Annotated in this window: 18 protein-coding genes; 9 read left to right on the plus strand and 9 right to left on the minus strand. The window is 57.7% G+C overall.

Going from position 1 to position 22233, the window contains the following annotated elements:
* Window positions 1-160 precede the first annotated feature (160 nt).
* On the minus strand, window positions 161-553 hold the full coding sequence (gene rpsI / locus K0H48_RS06185; protein ID WP_003216038.1) for a 30S ribosomal protein S9: 393 nt from the start codon (window positions 551-553) through the stop codon (window positions 161-163).
* A gap of 14 nt (window positions 554-567) precedes the next feature.
* Window positions 568-996 carry a 50S ribosomal protein L13 gene (gene rplM / locus K0H48_RS06190; protein WP_003171742.1) on the minus strand — a complete coding sequence of 143 codons (429 nt, stop codon included), beginning with the start codon at window positions 994-996 and terminating at the stop codon, window positions 568-570.
* Window positions 997-1244: 248 nt separating this feature from the next.
* Here rplM and K0H48_RS06195 point away from each other — a divergent pair, with 248 nt between their 5' ends.
* Entirely contained in the window at window positions 1245-2285 is a 1041-nt protein-coding gene (locus K0H48_RS06195; RefSeq protein ID WP_219266805.1) for an NADP(H)-dependent aldo-keto reductase, read from the plus strand.
* Between the two features lie 116 nt (window positions 2286-2401).
* On the opposite strand, the gene K0H48_RS06200 is transcribed toward K0H48_RS06195, so the two are convergent.
* Entirely contained in the window at window positions 2402-3538 is a 1137-nt protein-coding gene (locus tag K0H48_RS06200; protein ID WP_219266806.1) for an acyl-CoA dehydrogenase family protein, read from the minus strand.
* A 220-nt stretch (window positions 3539-3758) separates the two neighbouring features.
* Here K0H48_RS06200 and K0H48_RS06205 point away from each other — a divergent pair, with 220 nt between their 5' ends.
* Together K0H48_RS06205 and K0H48_RS06210 are read left to right on the plus strand one after the other, a co-directional pair.
* Entirely contained in the window at window positions 3759-4679 is a 921-nt protein-coding gene (locus K0H48_RS06205; protein WP_178112749.1) for a GlxA family transcriptional regulator, read from the plus strand.
* A 258-nt stretch (window positions 4680-4937) separates the two neighbouring features.
* Window positions 4938-5165: a hypothetical protein gene (locus K0H48_RS06210; protein ID WP_219266807.1), complete on the plus strand. Its 228-nt coding sequence runs from the start codon at window positions 4938-4940 to the stop codon at window positions 5163-5165.
* 60 nt (window positions 5166-5225) lie between these two features.
* Here the strand turns inward: K0H48_RS06210 and zapE are convergent, their stop codons facing one another.
* The 3 genes from zapE to K0H48_RS06225 form a co-directional block, all read right to left on the minus strand.
* Window positions 5226-6320 (minus strand): cell division protein ZapE, encoded by a 1095-nt coding sequence (gene zapE, locus K0H48_RS06215; RefSeq protein WP_200430782.1) that lies wholly within the window; start codon window positions 6318-6320, stop codon window positions 5226-5228.
* Window positions 6321-6399: 79 nt separating this feature from the next.
* Window positions 6400-7755 (minus strand): tryptophan--tRNA ligase, encoded by a 1356-nt coding sequence (locus tag K0H48_RS06220; protein ID WP_219266808.1) that lies wholly within the window; start codon window positions 7753-7755, stop codon window positions 6400-6402.
* A 24-nt stretch (window positions 7756-7779) separates the two neighbouring features.
* Window positions 7780-8409, minus strand: a complete 630-nt coding sequence (locus K0H48_RS06225; RefSeq protein WP_219266809.1) for an alpha/beta hydrolase — start codon at window positions 8407-8409, stop codon at window positions 7780-7782.
* Window positions 8410-8556: 147 nt separating this feature from the next.
* On the opposite strand from K0H48_RS06225, the gene K0H48_RS06230 reads away from it, so the two are divergent.
* The gene (locus K0H48_RS06230; RefSeq protein ID WP_017138275.1) at window positions 8557-8994 is read left to right on the plus strand and encodes a YhcB family protein; all 438 of its coding nucleotides are present in this window, start codon (window positions 8557-8559) and stop codon (window positions 8992-8994) included.
* 196 nt (window positions 8995-9190) lie between these two features.
* Here K0H48_RS06230 and K0H48_RS06235 read toward each other — a convergent pair whose 3' ends face one another.
* The gene (locus tag K0H48_RS06235) at window positions 9191-10915 is read right to left on the minus strand and encodes an ABC transporter ATP-binding protein/permease (RefSeq protein ID WP_219266810.1); all 1725 of its coding nucleotides are present in this window, start codon (window positions 10913-10915) and stop codon (window positions 9191-9193) included.
* A 258-nt stretch (window positions 10916-11173) separates the two neighbouring features.
* Here K0H48_RS06235 and K0H48_RS06240 point away from each other — a divergent pair, with 258 nt between their 5' ends.
* Window positions 11174-13801, plus strand: coding sequence for a DUF6543 domain-containing protein (locus K0H48_RS06240; protein WP_257626856.1), 2628 nt, complete (start codon window positions 11174-11176; stop codon window positions 13799-13801).
* Window positions 13802-13891: 90 nt separating this feature from the next.
* Here K0H48_RS06240 and K0H48_RS06245 read toward each other — a convergent pair whose 3' ends face one another.
* Both K0H48_RS06245 and K0H48_RS06250 read right to left on the minus strand, forming a co-directional pair.
* Window positions 13892-14452, minus strand: coding sequence for a response regulator transcription factor (locus K0H48_RS06245; protein ID WP_003171731.1), 561 nt, complete (start codon window positions 14450-14452; stop codon window positions 13892-13894).
* Window positions 14445-15707 (minus strand): ATP-binding protein, encoded by a 1263-nt coding sequence (locus K0H48_RS06250; RefSeq protein ID WP_219266811.1) that lies wholly within the window; start codon window positions 15705-15707, stop codon window positions 14445-14447. Before K0H48_RS06250 ends, K0H48_RS06245 begins: the two co-directional genes overlap by 8 nt.
* Before the next feature lie 205 nt (window positions 15708-15912).
* On the opposite strand from K0H48_RS06250, the gene K0H48_RS06255 reads away from it, so the two are divergent.
* The 4 genes from K0H48_RS06255 (at window position 15913) to K0H48_RS06270 (ending at window position 22117) form a co-directional block, all read left to right on the plus strand.
* Window positions 15913-16629, plus strand: coding sequence for an SIMPL domain-containing protein (locus K0H48_RS06255; protein WP_200430778.1), 717 nt, complete (start codon window positions 15913-15915; stop codon window positions 16627-16629).
* A gap of 90 nt (window positions 16630-16719) precedes the next feature.
* The gene (locus K0H48_RS06260) at window positions 16720-18321 is read left to right on the plus strand and encodes an ABC transporter substrate-binding protein (RefSeq protein ID WP_219266812.1); all 1602 of its coding nucleotides are present in this window, start codon (window positions 16720-16722) and stop codon (window positions 18319-18321) included.
* 258 nt (window positions 18322-18579) lie between these two features.
* A complete protein-coding gene (locus tag K0H48_RS06265; RefSeq protein ID WP_138816860.1) occupies window positions 18580-20208 on the plus strand; it encodes an ABC transporter substrate-binding protein in 1629 nt (542 codons plus the stop codon).
* Window positions 20209-20512: 304 nt separating this feature from the next.
* A complete protein-coding gene (locus K0H48_RS06270; RefSeq protein ID WP_219266813.1) occupies window positions 20513-22117 on the plus strand; it encodes an ABC transporter substrate-binding protein in 1605 nt (534 codons plus the stop codon).
* Window positions 22118-22233 lie beyond the last annotated feature (116 nt).

Genomic DNA, 22233 nt, shown 5'->3' on the forward strand with positions numbered 1-22233 from the left:
ATGACAAGGGAATTGCCCTGGGCTCAGCCTCCAGGCCTTGTAGTATAGGGGGTCTACGGATGTGGCAAGTTGTCACGGCGAAATTTATGCATAAATCGCAGGCAATAAAAAACGCCCAGCTCCGTGAGGAGTTGGGCGTTTTTGTGGAACGTAAAGCGAATTAACGCTTCGAGTACTGCGGACGCTTACGCGCTTTACGCAGACCGACTTTCTTACGTTCAACTTCACGAGCATCGCGAGTTACGAAGCCAGCTTTGCGCAGAGCGCCACGCAGGGTTTCGTCGTACTGCATCAGAGCGCGAGTGATACCGTGGCGGATTGCGCCAGCTTGACCACTTACACCGCCACCGATAACGGTGACGTAGATGTCGAACTTTTCAACAGTCTCGGTCAGTTCCAGCGGCTGACGAACTACCATGCGGGCAGTTTCGCGACCGAAGAAATTTTCCAGAGTGCGGTTGTTGATCGAGATGTTACCAGTACCCGGACGCAGGAAAACGCGAGCGGTAGCGGTTTTGCGACGGCCAGTGCCGTAATTTTGAGTCGCCGACATAATGAACTATTCCGTTAAAACTTCAGTTCTTGGGGCTGCTGAGCAGCATGAGGGTGTACAGCGCCCGCATAGACTTTCAGCTTGCGAAACATATCGCGACCCAGTGGGCCCTTAGGCAGCATACCTTTGACCGCGATTTCGATCGGGGCTTCAGGCTTCTTGGAGATCAGGCCTTCGAAGTTCGAAGACTTGATACCGCCTGGGAAACCGGAGTGACGGTAGTACATTTTGTCTTGCGCTTTGTTGCCGGTAACACGTACCTGCTCGGCGTTGATGATGACAATGTAGTCACCGGTGTCAACGTGAGGGGTGTACTCAGGCTTGTGCTTGCCACGCAGACGGCTGGCGACTTCAGTGGCCAGACGACCCAGGGTCTGACCAGCGGCGTCGACGACAAACCAGTCGCGCTGAACTGTTTCCGGTTTTGCAGTAAAAGTTGTCATTCTTTAATAGCCTCAGGGGCCGCCCTGTAAATTAGACGGCGGATCTTACTGAATAGTGCGTACTTTGACAAGTCAAAGGCAGCCGGATACAGACGCTATCGGGGGCTCGGGTCGGCGCGTCCGTTCAACGGCAAGATTCTTCGGCAGGCGGCGCATCACTTCCACTGCAGAAAGAGGTGGGCAATTATGCAGATTGCGAAAAAAAATTCAACCTGCTTTTATGATTGTTTTCCCCGAAGGAGTACCCGATGGATTATCGACAGCTGGGCCGCACCGATCTGAACGTGAGCGCGATCGCCTTGGGCACCATGACCTGGGGTGAGCAGAACAGCGAGGCAGAGGCCTTCGCACAGATCGAACGGGCCAAGGCCGCAGGGATCAACTTCCTCGACACCGCCGAAATGTACCCGGTGCCGCCCAAGGCCGACACCTATGCCACCACCGAGCGCTACATCGGTAATTACTTCAAGAGCCGTGGCGACCGTGCCGACTGGATCCTCGCCAGCAAGATCGCCGGCCCCGGCAACACCATTGATTACATCCGCGACGGCCACCTGCGCCACAACCGCAAGCACATCGTCGAAGCCCTGGATGCGAGCCTCAAGCGCCTGCAAACCGACTGGATCGACCTCTACCAACTGCACTGGCCGGAGCGCAGCACCAACTTCTTTGGCCAACTGAGCTACAAACACAAGGACGAAGACAACCTGACCCCGCTGGAAGAAACCCTCGAAGCGCTGGACGAACAGGTCAAGGCCGGCAAGATCCGCCACATCGGCCTGTCCAACGAAACCCCGTGGGGCACCATGAAGTTCCTCGCCCTGGCCGAAGCCCGTGGCTGGACCCGCGCCGTGTCGATCCAGAACCCCTACAACCTGCTCAACCGCAGCTTTGAGGTGGGCTTGGCGGAAGTGGCGATTCGTGAGCAATGCGGCTTGCTGGCCTATTCACCGCTGGCCTTCGGCATGCTCAGCGGCAAATACGAAAATGGCGCACGCCCGGCCAAGGCGCGCCTGACCGAGTACAGCCGTTTCAGCCGCTACTTCAACCCGCAGTCGGAAACCGCGTGCAGCCGTTATGTGGCCCTGGCGCGCGAGCATGGCCTGGACCCGGCGCAGATGGCGCTGGCGTTTGTGACACAGCAGCCGTTTGTGACCAGCAACATTATCGGCGCCACGAGCCTGGAACAGCTGGACAGCAACATTGCCAGTGCTGACCTGAAGCTGTCCAAGGAAGTGCTGGACGGGATTGAGGCGATTCAGAAGGATCATCCGAACCCAGCGCCTTGATTGATCTTTAGGCCGCCTTCGCAGGCAAGCCAGCTCCCACATTTGACGGTGTTCACAGTTCAAAGTGTGGGAGCTGGCTTGCCTGCGATGGGGCCATTAGCAGCACCACAAAACCATCAAAGCGCCCGCGCAATAATCTCCTTCATGATCTCATTGGTCCCCGCATAAATCCGCTGCACCCGCGCATCCGCCCAAGCCCGCGCAATCGGGTACTCCCACATAAACCCGTAGCCGCCGTGCAACTGCACGCACTCGTCGAGCACTTTGCATTGCAGGTCGGTGGCCCAGTACTTGGCCATCGCGGCGGTGGGCACGTCGAGCTTGCCTTCCAGGTGCAACGCCATGCATTTGTCGACAAACACGCGGCCGATCTGAATCTCGGTGGCCATCTCCGCCAGCTTGAACCGAGTGTTCTGGAAATCCGCAATCGCCTTGCCGAACGCCTTGCGCTCACGGGTGTATTCCAGGGTCCACGCCAGCGCGGCTTCGGCGGATGACAGCGCGCCAATCGCCACCGTCAGGCGCTCCTGAGGCAGCTCCTGCATCAAGTAGGCGAAGCCCATGCCCGCCTGGCCCAGCAGGTTTTCCTTGGGCACGCGTACATCCTGAAAGAACAGCTCCGAGGTGTCCTGGGCCTTCATGCCCACCTTCTCCAGGCGCTTGCCCTTGTCGAAGCCTGGCGTATCGGCTTCCACCAGAAACAGGCTGGTGCCCTTGGCCCCGGCCTTGGGGTCGGTCTTGGCCACCACGATCACCAACTCGGCAAGGTAGCCGTTGGTGATAAAGGTTTTGGAGCCGTTGATCACATACTCATCACCATCCAGCACAGCGGTGGTCTTCACACCTTGCAGGTCGGAGCCGGCACCCGGCTCGGTCATGGCGATGGCCGTGACCATCTCGCCAGAGATCAATTTGGGCAGGTACTTGTGCTTCAGCGCCTCACTGCCGTAATGCAGGATGTAGGGCGCGACGATGTCCGAGTGCAGGGAAAAACCAATGCCGGTAAGACCCAGGCGGCTGATCTCTTCGATCACTACTGCGCTGTATAAAAAGTCCGCGCCCAGCCCGCCGTATTCTTCCGGCAAGTGGGAACACAGCATCCCCGCCTCCCCCGCCATGCTCCACAGGTTACGGTCGATATAACCCTGCTTTTCCCACTGCCCATGGAACGGCGCGGCGTGTTTTTCGAGGAAGGTGCGCACGCTCTCGCGGAAGAGTTCGTGCTCCGAGCTGAACAAGGTTCTGGGGATCATGGGTCACCTGCGTGGATTGTCGGACAAAGACCAGACCACAGAGCCTATGCCGCGAAGGCGTCACAGGACACTGGACACATGCGACAAAAAATAAGACGATCCAGCCGTCTGGTGACCACTTTCCCCTATAAGAATAAATGAAATTATGTCTAACCAAATCTCCACGCCGTTGCGGCGCGTCAGCATTTTGGCCATTGATCGGGTATTCGCTTCCACCCTCATGCAAGCCAAGGATTTCTTCCACCTCGCCAGCCTGCGTTACGGCAAGCAGCAAGGCCTGGGCCTTACTCCGGCATTCGAAACGCGGCTGGTCAGCCCCGACGGGCAGTCGGTACGCAGCTTCAGCGATGTGATCATGCCGGTAGACGGCGGCCTGGAAAACGCCGACATCATTGTGTTGCCGGCCTTCTGGGATGACTTCGAAGCGCTGTGCACCCGCTACCCGCAAGTGCTGCCGTGGCTGCGCGAGCAACATGCGCGTGGCGCGGTGCTGTGTGGCGAAGCCACCGGGGTATTCTGGCTGGCCGAAGCCGGGCTGCTCGATGGCAAGGAGGCGACCACCTACTGGCGCTTCTTCAACGCCTTCAGCGAGCGTTTCCCCAAGGTGCAACTCAACCAGGACAAGCACCTCACCGACGCCGACAACCTCTACTGCGCCGGCGGCACTACCTCAGCCTGCGACCTTTACATCTACCTGATCGAGCGTTTCTGCGGCGCCAACATCGCCCAGGCCGTGTCCCGTGACATCCTTTACGAAGTGCAGCGCAACTACGCGCCAGGGCGCATCGGTTTTGGCGGGCAGAAGCTGCACCAGGACGTGATCATCCTGCAGATCCAGCACTGGCTCGAGGAACACTTCGCCGACAAGTTCCGCTTCGAAGACGTCGCCCGGGAACATGGCATGAGTATCCGCAACTTCATGCGCCGCTTCCAGACAGCCACCGGCGACAAGCCGCTGCATTACCTGCAAAGGCTGCGCATCGAGACGGCCAAAGGTTTGCTCTCCGGCAGCCGCAAGAGCATCAAGACCATCAGCTATGAGGTGGGTTACGACGATGCGAGCTTCTTTGCGCGGCTGTTCCGGCAGCACACCGAGCTGTCGCCAAACCAGTATCGGCAGCAGTTCCAGCAGGCCGCGTAGGTACGCACGCTAGAGAGGCAAGCGACCCTGTCACCCGTAAGGGTGCAGGGTCGGGCTGAATTCCAGTCGACGTCAGGTATATCTGCGCGTCAAAACCTTTTCTTCCTACAACGAAAAAAGATAAGGATGAACTCACTGGGCCTAGGGAGCTGCCACCTTATGCGCTAGAAAAAGTCCGCTATTTCTGTAGGGCTACAGCTTAGACGCAGAAAGGACTTTTCTAATCCATTTGATTCGGACTTGCACCGGAGATTTCCCATGTCATCCATACAAAGCAGCCCTTACACCCCGCCACAACCAATGAACGAGTCAGGCGCCACAGACAAGCCGGGCGAAACAGAGGAAGAAAAAAAGAAGAAAAAGAAGGAAGAACCGTTGGAACGCAAGATAGGTGAAGACGGCGCGGAGTATGAAAAGAAAGAAGGCGCCTGGGTCCAGGTATCAGAGTCACCGTCGGCGTCGGATGACAAGAAGATCAAATACTGATCCTTCATCCCAACGTAATAAGGTCCACATCCGTGGACCTTATTATTTTGATCACATCGCTTACGGCTTGTGCCCGCGCGACAGGAACTCGTGGGACTGCATTTCCAGCAAACGGCTCAGCGTGCGCTGGAATTCGAAGTTCAAGCGACCGCCGGTGTAGAGGTCCTTGAGCTCGACTTCCGCCGAGATGATCAGCTTGACGTTACGGTCGTAGAACTCATCGACCATGTTGATGAAACGTCGCGCGATATCATCGGTGGTAACGCTCATCTGCTCCACGCCGCTCAAGATCACCGCGTGGAAGATCTTGCCCAACTCGATGTAGTCGTTCTGGCTACGCGGGCCGTCACACAGCTGGCGGAACTCGAACCAGGCCACGTCATCGCAGGTACGCAGGGCGATGATTTCGCGGTTCTCGATCATCAGCTTGTCGTTTTCCACCGCCTGGGTGCATTCCGGCGTCAGCGCGCGGAAGCTCTTTTTCAGGCTTTCATGCGCCGCTTCGTTCAGCGGGAAGTGGAACAACTCGGCCTGCTCAAGGTGCCGCAAACGGTAATCGACGCCGCTGTCGACGTTGACGATATCGGTGTTCTGCTTGATCAGCGCGATGGCCGGCAGGAAGCGCGCACGTTGCAGGCCGTCCTTGTACAAGCCGTCAGGCACGATGTTCGAGGTGGCGACTAGGGTCACGCCGTTCTTGAACAGCTCTTCCATCAAGGTACCGAGGATCATGGCGTCGGTGATGTCGGAGACGAAGAATTCATCGAAGCAGATGACCCGCGCCTCGTCGGAGAAGCGCTTGGCGATGATGGTCAGCGGGTTTTTCTCGCCCGGCAGCGTCTTCATCTCTTCGTGTACACGCTTCATGAAGCGGTGGAAGTGCGTACGCACCTTTTCCTTAAAGGGCAGTGCTTCGAAGAAGGTGTCGACCAGGTAGGTCTTGCCGCGGCCCACACCACCCCAGAAGTACAGGCCTTTGACCGGCGTGTGGTCTTTCTTGCCAAACAGCTTGCTGAACATCCCCGGCTTGTTGTGCGAGGCCGCGACCAGGTCGTCGTACAGGCGCTGCAAATGACGCACCGCGTTTTCCTGGGCCGCGTCATGGAAGAATTCAGGGCGTTTCAGATCAGCTTGATATCGTTCTAGGGGCGTCATAATTTCGTTAGCAAGGCAACAAAAACGGGCCGTCACTGTAACGACGGCCCTGGATAATGGCAATCAACCCTTGGTCGGGTTAATCCTCGATGGGGGTCAACGCAACGCGCAAGGCGGCGATGGCTGCATCGCGCGACGTTTCGTCGGCAAATTCGGCGCTGTCGGCCACGGCCGCACCGTCCAGCCATACGCTGAAGCTTGCGGCCTCAGTACGTACATCCAGCGCGTCGCCGCTTTGCAGTTGCTTGGTCACAGCCCCTGCCGCCTTGCCGTCGGCAAAATTGCGCGACAACAGCAATTGCTCGCCGTCGGCCGACAGCAGGCGGAAGCGGAAGCTGCCGTCGTCTTCACGGAAGCTCACGAAGCGCGCAGCTTTCGCAGCTTTCTTCTTGGCCGCAACCGGCGCAGCCGCCTGGTTGACGAACGAGCGCAGGCCCACGGCTTCACGCAGTTCGGCAAGGAACGGCGCAGCCACGGCGCGGGCTTTTTTGGCGCCGATCAGCAGCAGGTCTTCCATGTCCGAGGGGCGCGACATCAACTGGTGGTAACGCTCGCGCGGCTCGCTCAACTGGCTGTCCAGCAGTTGGAACAGGCGGTTCTTCGCTTCACCCCAGCCCAGGCCTTGCAGCAGTTCGGCGCGAAACTCTTGTTCCTGAGCCTTGCTGGCAAATGCCTGGAACAAGGTAAACAGATGCGAGGTGTCCGGGTCTTTGGCTTCGCCAGGCGCGCGCGAATCGGTGACGATCCGCGAGATCGCGTCCTTCATGTCCTTGGCGCTGGTGAACAACGGGATGGTGTTGTCGTAGCTCTTGGACATCTTGCGGCCATCCAGGCCCGGCAAGGTGGCGACGCTTTCTTCGATCAACGCCTCGGGCATGGTGAAGAATTCTTTACCGTTGCCGAACAAGTGGTTGAAGCGCTGGCCAATGTCGCGGGCCATTTCCACGTGCTGGATCTGGTCACGGCCGACCGGCACCTTGTGCGCATTGAACATCAGGATGTCCGCCGCCATCAGCACCGGGTAGCTGTACAGGCCCATGCTGATGCCCGCGTCCGGGTCTTCGCCGGCTTCGACGTTCTTGTCCACTGAGGCCTTGTAGGCGTGGGCGCGGTTGAGCAGGCCCTTGGCGGCAACACAGGTCAGCAACCAGGTCAGCTCGGGAATTTCCGGGATGTCGGACTGGCGATAGAAGGTCACCCGGTTCACATCCAGGCCACCGGCCAGCCAGGTCGCGGCGATTTCCATACGCGAACGCTGGATGCGCTGCGGGTCATCGCACTTGATCAGGGCGTGGTAGTCGGCCAGGAAGTAGAAGGAATCGGCATTCGCGTCTTGGCTGGCGAGGATCGCCGGGCGGATCGCACCGGCGTAGTTGCCCAGGTGCGGCGTGCCGGTGGTGGTGATGCCGGTGAGGATACGGGTACGAGTCGTCATGGGTAATCGCTTATCAGACTGCTATCAATTCGAGAGGCGCGGCAGCACCAGATCCTTGAGATCGGTGAGCTTGCCATGAAAAAAGTGTCCGCATTCTGCCACTTTCAGCAGCTCATGGGGGCGTTTGAGGGCGGCGGACCAGTCGTAGACCAGTTGCGGGTCGACCACTTCGTCGGTTTCCGGCTGGATCAGGGTCAGTGGGCAACCTTGGGGCAGCACGTCGGTATCACGCAGGCGCATCACCGCAGCGGCGACCATGAACAAGTGCGACAGCTTTTCGCCCTTGGCTTCCAGACGACCGCCGAGGCTGGCCGCGACGTAGCCGCCAAACGAGAAACCGAGCAAGGTGATCGGCAGGTCGGGGTGTTTTTCCCGCAGCCAGGTAGCAGCCGCTTCGGCATCATCCACTTCACCGGTGGCCATGTCGTGAGTACCGGCACTTGCGCCGACGCCGCGGTAATTGAAACGTAAAGTAATCAAACCAGCATCGCGGGCAGTGCGCTGCAGGGTCGAAACGACTTTATTGAGCATGGTCCCGCCTTGCACCGGGTTAGGGTGGCAGATCAGCGCCAGGCCACGTGGCTCGGGGTGATCCAGGTACAAGGCTTCCAATTGGCCCACCGGGCCAGCGATCAAAACGGGGGTTTCACGCATGAGCAAGGAATGAACTCCGTGACCTCTCAAAGGGTCGACTCGTCTAGCTAAAAGTCTGTGCATGGCATCATTGCGAGCTTAATCGCGGTATACAGCGCAGGTTTGAGCCGTTAACGTAAAGCAAAGCCGTTTATAGAGGAAGGACTCGTGGAACACTCGCTCTTAGTTTGGTTGTTGCCGACTCTTGCCCTGGTTGCCGGTGTCGCCATTGGATTCCTGGTTGCCCGCTTGCTGCCGAATGCCGCGCCTAACCGCACGCAACGTCAGCTGGATGACATTCAGGAACGTTTTGACAGTTATCAGAACGAGGTTGTTACCCACTTCAACAGCACCGCGACCCTGGTCAAGAAGCTCACCCAGAGCTACCAGGAAGTACAGGATCATCTCGCCGATGGCGCCAACCGCCTCGCCCTCGACGACATCACCCGCCAGCGCCTGCTGGCCGCGCTGCATTCCGATGCACCGCAAGCCCCACGGGAGCGCCTGACGCCACCGCGGGAAAACCAGGAGCCACCACGGGACTACGCGCCAAAAACGCCGAACGCCCCAGGCATGCTGGATGAGCATTACGGTTTGAAAAAGTAAGTTATTTTCAAGCAATAAAAAGCCCGGCTGATCGATGATCAGCCGGGCTTTTTTGTGGGTGCTCACTCTCCAGAACAATGGAGATCCACTGTAGGAGCGGGCTTGCTCGCGAAAGCGGTGGATCAGGCAAAATAACTGCAACTGACAGGCCGCATTCGCGAGCAAGCCCGCTCCCACGTTTTGATCGAGTGTGACCTCAGGACACGGGTTGCTCCTGCAACAATCCACCCTCAATCCGCACATGCCGCCCATGAAAACGCTTAAGGCTGCTGCGATGGCCGACGCTGACGATGCTCAGCCCCGGCAGTTCATCGATCAACGCCTGATACAAGCTCGCCTCATCCTCCTCATCCATGGCCGAGGTGGCTTCGTCCATGTACATCCACTGTGGCGCGAACAACAAGGCGCGGGCAAAGGCCAGGCGTTGCTGCTCTCCGGGCGAGAGCATGCGCTGCCAATGGTTGGCCTCATCCAGACGGCTGACCAGATGCGGCAAGCGGCAGGTTTCCAGGACCTGTGCATAACGTTCGGCCGGGTAGGCGCTGTCATCTTGTGGATAACTCAACACCGCCTTCAGGCTGCCAATCGGCAAGTAAGGCTTTTGCGGCAAGAACAGATAACGCGCCGCCGGCAGGCGAATACTGCCGTGGCCCGCTGGCCACAAGTTGCCCATGGCGCGCAGCAACGTACTTTTGCCGCTACCGGAACGCCCACTGAGCATTACGCGCTGGCCAGGCTCTACGGTCATATCCGCGTCGGTGAGCAGGTGGCGGCCGTCGGCCAGGTCCATGCCCAGGTCTTTCACCACCAGTTGCTCGCCTTGCGGGCGCACATCAATGGCCGGAGCACGTTGCTCGTTTTCGCTCATGGCCTGGTGGAAGCTCAGCAAACGGTCACTGGTCGCGCGCCAGCTGGCGAGGTCGGAGTAAGCGGTGATAAACCAGCTGAAGTTGCCCTGCACATTGCCGAACGCCGAGTTGATTTGCATCAGCTCGCCCAGTTCGATCTTGCCGGAGAAATAGCGCGGTGCCGCCACGATAAACGCAAAGACGATGGCGATCTGCTCATAACCGGCGGTGAAGAAGGTCAAGCGCTTGGACACCTTCATGATGTCCCAATAGTTGTGCCAGACCTTGCCGAACCGCGCGCTCAAACGCTGATTTTCGTTTGGCTCGCCATTGTACAAAGCAATGCTTTCGGCATTTTCCCGCACGCGAACCATGGAGAAACGCAAGTCTGCTTCGAAACGTTGCTGCTGGTTGCTAAGGCCGATCAAACGACGGCCGATCAGGTGCGTCAGCCAACTGCCGACCGCGGCATACAGCAGCGCGCACCAGAACATGTAGCCGGGGATGGTGATACCGAAGACTTCGATGCTGCCCGACACACCCCACAGGATGATCGAAAACGACACCAGGCTGACGACGTTGCGCAGCAGCCCCAAGCTCAAGCTCAACGTCGTCGACGTGAAGTTATTGAGGTCTTCGGAGATACGTTGGTCCGGGTTATCGGTATAGCCGCCCTGTTCCAACTGGTAGTAGTTCTTGTGGCTAAGCCAGCGCGCGAAATACTTTTCGGTGAGCCAGGCACGCCAGCGAATCGTCAGCATCTGAGTCAGGTACAGGCGGTAGACCGCAGCGACAATCGCCACGGCGGCGAGCATGCAGAAATAGCCGATCAGTTGCCAGAAGGCGGCCGTGTCCTTCTTCTCCAAGGCGTTGTAGAAGTCCTTGTACCAATGGTTGATCCACACGGAAAAGGCCACACTGAACAGCGACAGAGCAATCACTGCTGCCAGCAACACCCAGGCCTTGCCCTTCTCTTCGCTGCGCCAGTAAGGCGCTATCAGCGCCCAGGTTCGGCGGAAAAAATGCCCACGCACCGCGTCGTTGACCGCGGAATACTCAGCGTTCTGATTCATCGTTCAGGCTCTGTAAGAAAATGTGACAGGCGTTTGAACCGATCATAGACGATCGGTTCAGGGCTCCGTGCAGCCTGAAGCGGATTGTTCAGACTTTGTTCAGCGCCGTAAAGGATGCATTACTGGCTTGATGCAGTACGCGCCGTGATACCTCGTTTTATTGCGTAAGAAAAAGCAGGTCACATAGGCCATGGAACGTTGCCTACAGCCGCACCACACAGGAAACAGTCAATAAACATTCCTGTTCGAGGCTCCTCTATGCACATTGCAAACCGAAGCGTCAGCCCTTACCCGGCTTTGACAGAGCCAAAGCTGCCGCCCGAAAACGAGTGCGACCCAATCAACCCTGGTGTTCGCCAAAAGCGTGCGATCGACTCCCGCTCGCCTGCATATCAAGAACTTGTGCCGCAAGTCAGGTTGCTTGACGGGTCGCCAGAGAGCGGCTTCGAAACAGTCAGCGTCAATCCTGATCCAGACAAACGTATAGGGCCGGGTGAGAAAATACCGCTCCAGACCAATCTGGGCCGCAACATCAACATTGAGCTGGCCACGCAAGAAATCACCGACTCGTTTAACAGTGTCGAACAAGAGGCTGCACAGTTCCTCAAGAACAAATTTGCAGAGTTCGCGAAACAGGCAAAGACCCCGGCGGAAAAAGAACAGTGGGATATCGACCCTGATAGCACTTTTCTGGTGACGTTCGATTACAACACCACAGGCCAAAGGCCTTACCCCGCAAAAGTGATCCAAAGGATCTCGCTGACACAGGCACTCATTCAAAATGCACAGGCCACCCCTTCGGGGCAAGGGTATGCAGTGCCCTTCTACGCGGGAGGGCCGGAAGTCATCGTCAAGCCTGATCTGGAAACACTCAAACCGGCGACGTTCGACCTTTTAACTCGTTTCAATCCCTACCGGGAACTGGCCAACACCACCCACACCTTTCAAGGTATTTATAAAGAGTCCTCCGAAGAACCTGCACCGGTCTACAACGGTGGAAACCAGAGTTCGCTCACGCCTGCCGAGTTCAAGAAACTGATTTGGAAGGCTGACTTTCAACAGCCTTACAAGGCGTTTCTGGATGACTTCTGGACCCGCCACCTAGGCAAATACCCCGTGATGGCCAAAGCCTCATTCATCCAATCCGCGATGGCCCAGCATCAAGAGGGCAGCCTGACCTCGCAAGGCCGCGAGCTGATCATGCGAGCGGCAGGAATGCCCGGTAATCAGGCGTCATGGCCGGACATCAAGTACGAAGACTTACTGAAAAATCCAGCCAATGATCCCACCATTGAACTGGGTTTAATCAAGCTTGGTGACTATCAATCCACCGACCTTATGTACATAACGGATACCAAGAGCACACCTGCGCTGACCCTGCTTTACATACCCGGGAACTCTTCCGCTATACACAGCTTCAGCAGCCAGGCGGACATGAAGGAATGGATCGCAAAACAAATGGCCGACCCGGCTAAACGTGCTGCGATGGCTTTGCACTTTGCCTTGAAAGACAAACCCAACGGTTTCACAAGCGCGGGCCTGGACGAGACGCTGGCGGGCCTCGGTACCTGGCCTGAAAAACGTGAAACCCCAGGCGGTTTATTCAATTACGACCACAGGGCCTTCAGCGGCTTTTGGGATCCGCAAGCGTTCATCACCACAGAACCCTGCCACCTGCCGTTCGATGAAATCGCGAAACGTCAGAAAGATCGTTCCTATGCCGATGCCGATGTCCAGATAACCAGCGATGCAGACGAAACCAAAAAGGCCATTTTATCAGCCCTGAAAAAAGCCGAAAAAGTCGCCCTGTTTCTCACCCCGCTGGCACTGGTGATGCCTGAAGTGGCATTGGCACTGGATGCCTTTTATCTGGCAGATGGCTTAGCCACCACGGCGATAGGCATTGACGACACAATGCACGGCAAAACCACTGGCACCGAGCGCATCGTATTCGGTGTATTCAATGCCGCTACCGTCGTGGTCCCGCAACTCGTCAGAGCGGGCAAGTCAGTAGAAGGCGTCGCCGACAACATCGAGTCCAATACGCTCCACGTCGATGATAAACCTGCACCGACCACCCCGGAGCCGTCGCCTCTACAACCACAGGTCATGTCTCCACAGTTGCCCGACTTCAGCGCTCACGCCATGCCTGATAACTTCCTTGAGGGCCGCACTTTAAGGGGGGACGGCACCTATCAAGTGGGCGACCGGTTCTTTGTCCGTTACACGGATGGCACAGATATCAGCAGGGTATTTGAAATCAGCCGGAACTATAAAGTCGAGAATGGATACGTTCGGGTCATTGACCCAGCCACTGGGAAAACAGCGATGTTCCTGGAGTCGGCGGGCAACGGCGAGTGGCGTTTAAACAAAATGAAGGGCGGTGGCAAGAAAACCATCAAGCCTGCGCCGCGGAAAAAACCACTTCAGCAAGACAATACTATTCCACCCGCCACGACAGATCAGTCACTGATCAATCATCAGGATTGGCAATCGATAGTGGATTCGGGCATGTACAACGGCCAACCGGTTTATATCCACTACACCGACAAGGCAGGAGCAGAAGCGATTGCTCGGGGGCAAGCCATTAATGATGCAGCGCGTGGCGCAACGCGCGAGGGTTCGAAGGGAGGCGTGTACGTCAATCCCCCGGGTCAGCAATTCAACAGCGAGAACGTCGAAGACCTGTTGTTTTTAGGTAACGAGCGTTATGTGGGCAGGGGTGACTACATGGTGATCTTCAGCACCGACCAAATCCCGGAGCAACTCGGCGCAATTACTACCGGGAGCCCGTTCGTCGAACTAAGGATGCCCAAGAACATCAAGCTGAAACCGTCGAACTTCCTGTACCTGGGCCCAAATAAGTTCCCCAACTATTTCGGTTGAAGCCCGATTAATACAGCGCTGGAATGACTGCAGGCACTGCTGAAATAACCGCATATTTCCCGGGTATTTCAGCAGGCGGGCCCCGTCTACTCAGCGGCGTACCGGGCGCTTCTGCAACTTGCGCTGCAAGGTACGGCGGTGCATGCCCAACGCGCGGGCGGTTGCGGAGATATTGCCTTCGTGTTCGGTCAGCACGCGCTGGATGTGTTCCCACTGCAGGCGGTCCACCGACATCGGGTTTTCCGGCACCAGGGTGTCGAGGTCGGCGTGCTCGGAGAGCAAGGCAGCCAGCACGTCGTCGGCGTCCGCCGGCTTGCACAGGTAGTTGCAGGCGCCGCGCTTGATGGCCTCGACGGCGGTGGCGATGCTGGAGTAACCGGTGAGGATCACCACGCGCATTTCCGGGTCGAGTTCCAGCAGCTTGGGCAGCAGCACCAGGCCGGAGTCGCCGTCCATTTTCAGGTCGAGCGCGGCGTAGTCCGGCAGGTCGGCCTGGGCGATGGTCAGGCCTTCTTCAGCCGAGCCTGCGGTGCTCACGCGAAAGCCACGACGGCTCATGGCGCGCGCCATCACGCGGGTAAAGGTAGCGTCGTCATCTACCAGCAACAGGTGCGGCAGTTCTTCGCCTTCGACTTGGATCTCGTCACTCATCGATATCTCCTCGTGCGACACGGGGCAGGCGCAGCTCGGTGAGCGTGCCACCTTCCTCATGACTATAGAGCTTCACTGAGCCGCCCGCGCGGGTCACGCTGGCCTTGCTCAAAAACAGGCCGAGGCCGAAGCCTTTGCCCTTGGTGGTAAAAAAGGGTTTGCCAATCTGCTCGGCAATGGCCAGCGGCACGCCCGCGCCGTGGTCACGAATACTGATGGTGACGTTTTCGGCGTCCCAGTCCAGCTGTACGCCCAGGCCTTCGGGGCAAGCGTCGGCGGCGTTGTTCAGCAGGTTGAGCAAGGCCTGCGTCAGGTCCGGCGGCGGCGCCATGCGCGGAACAGTGCCCTGGCCCAGCAGGTTAAAGCGGTAACTGGCTTCGGGGCGCATCAGGTGCCAGCGGTTCAGGGCTTCATCGAGCCACTGGGTCACGTCCTGCATCTCGACCGCCAGGCGGCGATTGGCTTCGGCGGCGCGCACCAGTTGCTGCAAGGTCTGCTTGCACTGCTTGACCTGTTCGCGCAGCACGCCGAGGTCTTCTTGCAGCACCGGGTCGTGATGGTCCTGGGTCATTTCATTAAGCAGCACGCTCATGGTCGCCAGCGGCGTGCCCAACTCGTGGGCGGCGCCGGCAGCCTGGGTGGCGACGGCGAGCAATTGCTGGTCGCGCAGGCCTTCTTCGCGGCGAATGGCGCGCAGTTCTTCCTGGCGGCGCAGCTCTTCGGCCATGCGTGCAGCGAAGAAGGTGATTACTGCGGCAGACAAGGCGAAGCTCAGCCACATCCCGTAGATCTGCAGGTTTTCGCGGGCAATGGGGAAGGTTTGCAGCGGATAAAACTGCGCCAGCAGCAAGGTATAGAGCGTCAGCGCAATACCCGACAGTACCACCGAGTAGCGCCAGGGCAAGGTTACGGCGGCGATGGTCAGTGGCACCAGGTAATAAGAAACGAAAGGATTGGTGGAACCACCGGAGAAATAAAGCAACACACTGTGGATAAACAAGTCGCAGGCCAACTGCAGCGCATACTCGAGTTCAGTCACCGGCCACGTGGTGCGCAAGCGGATGGCAGTGAACGCGCAAAGCACCGTGGAAAACGCCAGGGTTACACCCAATTGCAGCCAGGGCAGCGGCAGCAGGTCGAACCAATAGGCAAGGCCGACGGAGCCAGCCTGCGCGGCCAGTACCAAGGTGCGGATGAACGTCAGGCGCCAAAGGTTCTGGCGTGTGGCGGAAGTCAGTTTTACGGCGGCGAGCATGAGCTCTCCCGGTGAGCGCTGCAGGCGGATCGGCACGAGTATAAACGAAGCAGACCCGCCGGCACGGCGCGTGTGGCTCTTTGACGCAGGTCGAGCACATGACCGTTCGTCGGCACCCGGTCCACTTGTAGGTAATGTGTAAACCCGAAGAACCCGATGCCACCGTCTACAGTCATACCGAACACGAATCCCTTAAGGAGCTTCCATGTCTCGTTTTACTCGCAGTGCAGCTGTTATCACTCTCGGCGTCGCTACCCTGGCCAGCCTGCCTGCGCTGGCAGCCGAAGGGCTGAACTACAACCAGATTTCCCTGCGCGCCGAGGTCAGCCAGGAGGTTGCCCGCGACAAGATGATCGTGACTCTTTATACCGAGTCGCAAAATGCCGACCCGGCTAAACTCGCTGCCGAAATCACCAACACCATGAACAAGGCGCTGGGCGAGGCACGCGAAGTAAAAGGCGTAACCCTGCGCCAAGGCAGCCGCAACAGCTATCCGATCTACGACAGCAAGAACCAGAAGATCACCGGCTGGCGCGAGCGCGCTGAACTGCGCCTGGAAAGTGCCGACTTCCCGGCATTGTCCAAGCTCACCGGCGAGCTGCTGAACACCCTGAAAATGGAAAACATGGACTTCGCCATTGCCGACGCCACGCGCAAGTCCAGCGAAGATGCGTTGCTCAAGGATGCGGTCGCCGCGTTCAAGGCCCGTGCGCAGCTCGCAACGGATGCGCTGGGTGGCAAGGGCTACAAGATTGTGAACCTGAACTTCAACACCAATGGTTACCCGATGCCGTACGCACGAAATGGCGGCATGATGATGAAAGCCGCCATGGCAGATTCGGCGCCGACTCCGGAAGTAGAAGCTGGCACCAGCCAGGTCAACATGAGTGCTGATGGGGTGATTGAAGTCCAGATGCAGTGACCCCTACCTGACAACCCTGAACGGCGGTAACCTCGGTGACCGCCGTTTTCGTTTGGGCTGCCTCATAGCGCGGCCACTTCAGGGGTCTCCATGGAAAGAATCACCTTAAAACCGTTGCTCCTTGCCGCAGGCCTCCTGGCTTTTATGCCGATGGCTCAGGCGGCCAGCACCCTGGTCTACTGCTCCGAAGCCAGCCCCGCCGGCTTCGACCCCAGCCAGTACACCAGCGGCACCGACTTTGATGCCTCCGCTGAAACCGTCTTTAACCGCCTGACTCAGTTCAAGCGCGGCGGCACCGAGGTAGAACCTGGCCTTGCAACCAGCTGGAATGTCTCCAAGGACGGCCTGACCTACACTTTCCACCTGCGCGACGGGGTCAAATTCCACACCACCGATTACTTCACGCCCACCCGCGACTTCAACGCGGATGATGTGCTGTTTACCTTTAATCGCCTGCTGGATGCCGACAGCCCGTTTCGCATGGCTTACCCGTCCGAGTCGCCGTACTTCACCGACATGGGGTTGAACACCACGATCAAAAGTGTCGAAAAACTCGACGAGCACACAGTGCAGTTCAACCTGAACAACGTCGACGCTTCGTTCGTACAGAACCTGGCCATGAGCTTCGCCTCGGTGCAATCAGCCGAGTACGCCGCCCAGCTGTTAAAAGAAGGCAAAGCCGAGCAAATCAATCAGAAGCCGGTAGGCACCGGGCCGTTTGTGTTCAAGCGCTACCAGAAAGACTCGCAGATTCGCTACGTGGCCAATAAACAGTATTGGAACCCCGAGGATGTGAAGCTCGACAACCTGGTATTCGCCATCACTCCGGACGCGGCCGCGCGCCTGCAAAAACTCAAGGCCGGGGAATGCCAGGTCAGCGGTTACCCGCGCCCGTCCGACATTGAAATAATGAAACAAGACCCCAACCTGCGCGTGCTGCAACAGGCCGGTTTCAATTTGGGCTTCCTGGCCTACAACGTGACCCATCCGCCGCTGGACCAGCTCAAGGTGCGACAGGCGCTGGACATGGCCATCGATAAGCCGGCAATTATCAAGGCTGTTTACCAAAGCGCCGGACAATTGGCGCAGAACGCGCTGCCACCCGCGCAGTGGTCTTATGACCCGACGATCAAGGATGCGCACTACGATCCGACCAAGGCCCGGGCGCTACTAAAAGAAGCAGGGGTTGCACCAGGTACCACCATCAATTTATGGGCGATGACCGTACAGCGCGCTTCCAACCCCAACGCGCGCATGTCGGCACAAATGATCCAGCAGGATTGGGCGAAGGTCGGTATTAAAGCCAACATAATCAGCTACGAATGGGGCGAATACATCAAACGCGCCAAAAATGGCGAGCATGACGCGATGATTTACGGCTGGACCGGTGACAACGGCGACCCCGATAACTGGCTCGGCGTGCTCTACAGTTGTGCCGCCGTCAAAGGCAGCAACTACGCCAAATGGTGTAACCCCGCGTACGACAAACTGGTGCAGCAGGCCAAGGTCAGCAACGACCGCGAGCAACGCATCAAGTGGTATCAACAGGCGCAAAAAATCCTTAAGGAACAGGTACCTATAACGCCTATTGCGAACTCGACGGTTTTCCAGCCACTGCGTAAAGAAGTGCAAGACTTCAAGATCAGCCCGTTTGGGCTGACGCCGTTCTACGGTGTCAGTCTAGATAAGTAACAAGGTCGCCCCAACCGAGTGCGCCAGACGCCTCGGTTGGGCTTTTTTGGTGCGCGTAATGCACCGAAAAAACCCTATATATATATGCATTTATGTACAAACTTTCATAAATGCGACATTCCTGTACGTTCGTACCACAGTTTTCCTCTTGCAACGGTTCAGCATCTTGCAATGGGTATGGCCCCTGCATAAGTATCCGCAGGCCGACTCACGAGGTCGCCCTCACCACCAAAAATGACAACAAATCATGAGGCCAACATGCTTAAACACGCAGTCCTTCCGTTACTTGTTAGCGCTGGCCTTATGGCCGCAGCTCCTTTCGCCCAAGCGGCGACTAACCTGGTGTTCTGCTCTGAAGGGAGCCCGGCCGGTTTCGACCCAGGCCAGTACACCACCGGAACAGACTTCGATGCCTCGGCCGAAACCATGTTCAACCGTCTGACCCAGTTCGAACGCGGCGGCACTGCTGTGATTCCTGGGCTGGCCACCAGCTGGGACGTTTCCCCGGATGGCCTGACGTACACCTTCCACCTGCGTGATGGCGTGAAGTTCCACACCACCTCGTACTTCAAGCCGACCCGTACCTTCAATGCCGATGACGTGCTGTTCACGTTCAACCGCATGATCAACAAGGACGACCCGTTCCGCAAAGCCTACCCCACCGAGTTCCCGTACTTCACGGACATGGGGATGGACACCAACATCAAGAACATCGAGAAAGTCGATGACCACACCGTCAAGTTCACCCTTGGCACCGTGGACGCCGCTTTCATCCAGAACCTGGCGATGAGCTTCGCTTCCGTCCAGTCGGCCGAATACGCCGCCCAGCTGTTGAAGGAAGGCAAACCTGCGGACATCAACCAGAAGCCAATCGGCACTGGCCCGTTCGTATTCAAGAGCTACCAGAAAGATTCGAACATTCGTTACACCGGCAACAAGGATTACTGGAAGCCGGATGACGTGAAGATCGACAACCTGATCTTCGCCATCACCACTGACCCGTCGGTGCGTATCCAGAAGCTCAAGAAAAACGAATGCCAGATCACCCTATTTCCACGTCCGGCCGACCTTAAGGCACTGGGCGAAGACAAGGACCTGAAACTGCCGCACCAGGCCGGTTTCAACCTGGGCTACATCGCTTACAACGTTATGCCGGTACTCAAGGGCCAGACCGCCGCCAACCCACTGTCTGACCTGCGCGTTCGTGAAGCGCTGGACATGTCGGTGAACAAGCAGCAGATCATCGACTCCGTGTATCAGGGCGCAGGCCAACTGGCCGTCAACGCCATGCCTCCGACCCAGTGGTCCTACGACACCACCATCAAGGATGCGAAGTTCGACCCGGCCAAAGCCAAGGAACTGCTCAAGGAAGCCGGCGTTAAAGAAGGCACCGAGATCACCCTGTGGGCCATGCCGGTTCAACGTCCATACAACCCGAACGCCAAGCTGATGGCCGAGATGCTGCAGAACGACTGGAAACAGATCGGCCTGAAGGTCAACATTGTCAGCTACGAGTGGGGCGAGTACATCAAGCGCTCCAAAGGTGGCGAGAACCAGGCCATGATCATTGGCTGGAGCGGTGACAATGGTGATCCGGACAACTGGCTGAACGTGCTGTTCGGCTGCGACTCGCTGGCCGGTAACAACTTCTCCAAATGGTGCGACAAGAAATTCGACGGCATCGTCAAAGAAGCCAAGGCCACATCGGATGTCGCCAAACGCACCGAGCTGTACAAGCAGGCGCAACATATCCTCAAAGATGCAGTCCCGATGACACCTATCGCGCACTCGACGGTGTATCAACCCATGCGCAACACCGTGCAGGACTTCAAGATCAGCCCGTTTGGCTTGAACTCCTTCTACGGCGTGAGCGTAAGCGGCAAGTAAGGCTCAGTAGCGGCGACGTTTCATAACGTCGCCGTTATTGCATCCGCCTAGACCATAGGAAACGGACCACACCCGCAACATTGCCGTCCTACAGCAATGAACTGCGACTTGTGCATCCGTTGCCTACAAGGTCAATCCGTTTTGGCGCATTTACTGCAAGCTCCGCGACCCATAACGTCGTAGGACAGCAGAAGCTCCAATCCAGGAAAGGCACTTGCTGTATGTGGGATCAGTGATGTCCCCCAGGCCTGACGCCTGGGTGATTGCTTGCTGATGACAACAACAAACAAGGATCGGGATCGTCATGCGCCATACCACTGTTCTATCCGCAATTTTTGGCACCAGCCTGCTGGCTGTGGCCACGATGGGCCAAGCCGCCGACAAGAAGAGCCTGGTGTTCTGCTCTGAAGGCAGCCCGGCCGGGTTCGACACCGCGCAGTACACCACCGCCACCGACAACGACGCGGCGGAGCCGTTGTACAACCGCCTGGTTGAGTTCGAAAAAGGTGCGACTAACGTGGTGCCTGGGCTAGCAACCAAGTGGGATATTTCCGAAGACGGCCTGACTTACACCTTTCACCTTCGTGAAGGGGTGAAGTTCCACAGCAACAAGGAATTCAAGCCGACGCGCGACTTCAATGCCGACGACGTGCTGTTCACCTTCAACCGCATGCTTGACCCTGAATACCCGTTTCGCAAGGCCTACCCCACCGAGTTTCCGTACTTCAACGGGATGAGCCTGAACAAGAACATCGCCAAGGTCGAAAAGACCGGCCCCTACACCGTGGTGATGACCCTGAACACGGTTGACGCCGCGTTTGTGCAGAACATCGCCATGAGCTTTGCCTCGATCCTGTCGGCCGAATACGCCGAACAGTTGCTAAAAGAAGGCAAGCCCAGCGACATCAACCAGAAGCCGATCGGCACTGGCCCGTTTGTATTCCAGCGCTACCAGAAAGACTCGCAGATCCGTTATGTGGGCAACAAACAGTACTGGGATCCGAGCCGCGTGAAGCTGGACCAACTGATTTTTGCGATCAATACCGATGCATCGGTGCGCGTGCAGAAGCTCAAGGCTGGCGAGTGCCAGGTGACCCTGCACCCGCGTCCTGCCGATGTTGATGCGCTCAAGGCCGACCCGAACCTGCAACTGCTGACCAAGCCGGGGTTCAACCTCGGCTATATCGCCTACAACGTACGCCACAAACCTTTCGACCAGCTCGAAGTGCGCCAGGCGCTGGACATGGCGGTGAACAAGCAGAGCATCCTCAATGCTGTTTACCAGGGCGCGGGCCAACTGGCGGTCAACGCCATGCCGCCGACCCAGTGGTCCTACGACGACAGCATCAAGGACGCTGCCTACAACCCGGAAAAAGCCAAGCAATTGCTCAAGGCCGCCGGTGTTAAAGAAGGCACCGAGATCACCCTGTGGGCCATGCCGGTGCAGCGCCCGTACAACCCCAACGCCAAGCTGATGGCCGAAATGCTGCAAAGCGATTGGGCCAAGATCGGCCTCAAGGTCAAGATCGTCAGCTACGAATGGGGCGAATACATCAAGCGCACCAAGAACGGTGAGCACGATATCAGCCTGATCGGCTGGACCGGCGACAACGGTGACCCGGACAACTGGCTGGGCACTCTTTACAGCTGCGACGCCATCGGCGGGAACAACTACTCCATGTGGTGTGACCCGGCGTACGACAAGCTGATCAAGCAAGCCAAGGTCGTGACCGACCGCGAACAAAGGACTGTTCTGTACAAACAGGCGCAGCAATTGCTTAAACAGCAAGTGCCGATCACGCCAGTCGCCCACTCGACGGTCAACCAGCCGTTAAGCGCCAAAGTCGAAGGTTTCAAAGTCAGCCCCTTCGGCCGCAACGTGTTCTCGGGCGTCAGTATCAACCCATAAGAAAATAACCGGATGGTGGGGAGCCAAATTGGCTCTCTCGCAAACGTGCAGCCTTTTGTTGGGAATTTTCCTACTGCAAACGTTTGCATTAGCTTGAACGAGTTACACACCCAATA

This window comes from Pseudomonas sp. Xaverov 259, assembly GCF_019352915.1.
Taxonomy (GTDB): Bacteria; Pseudomonadota; Gammaproteobacteria; order Pseudomonadales; family Pseudomonadaceae; genus Aquipseudomonas.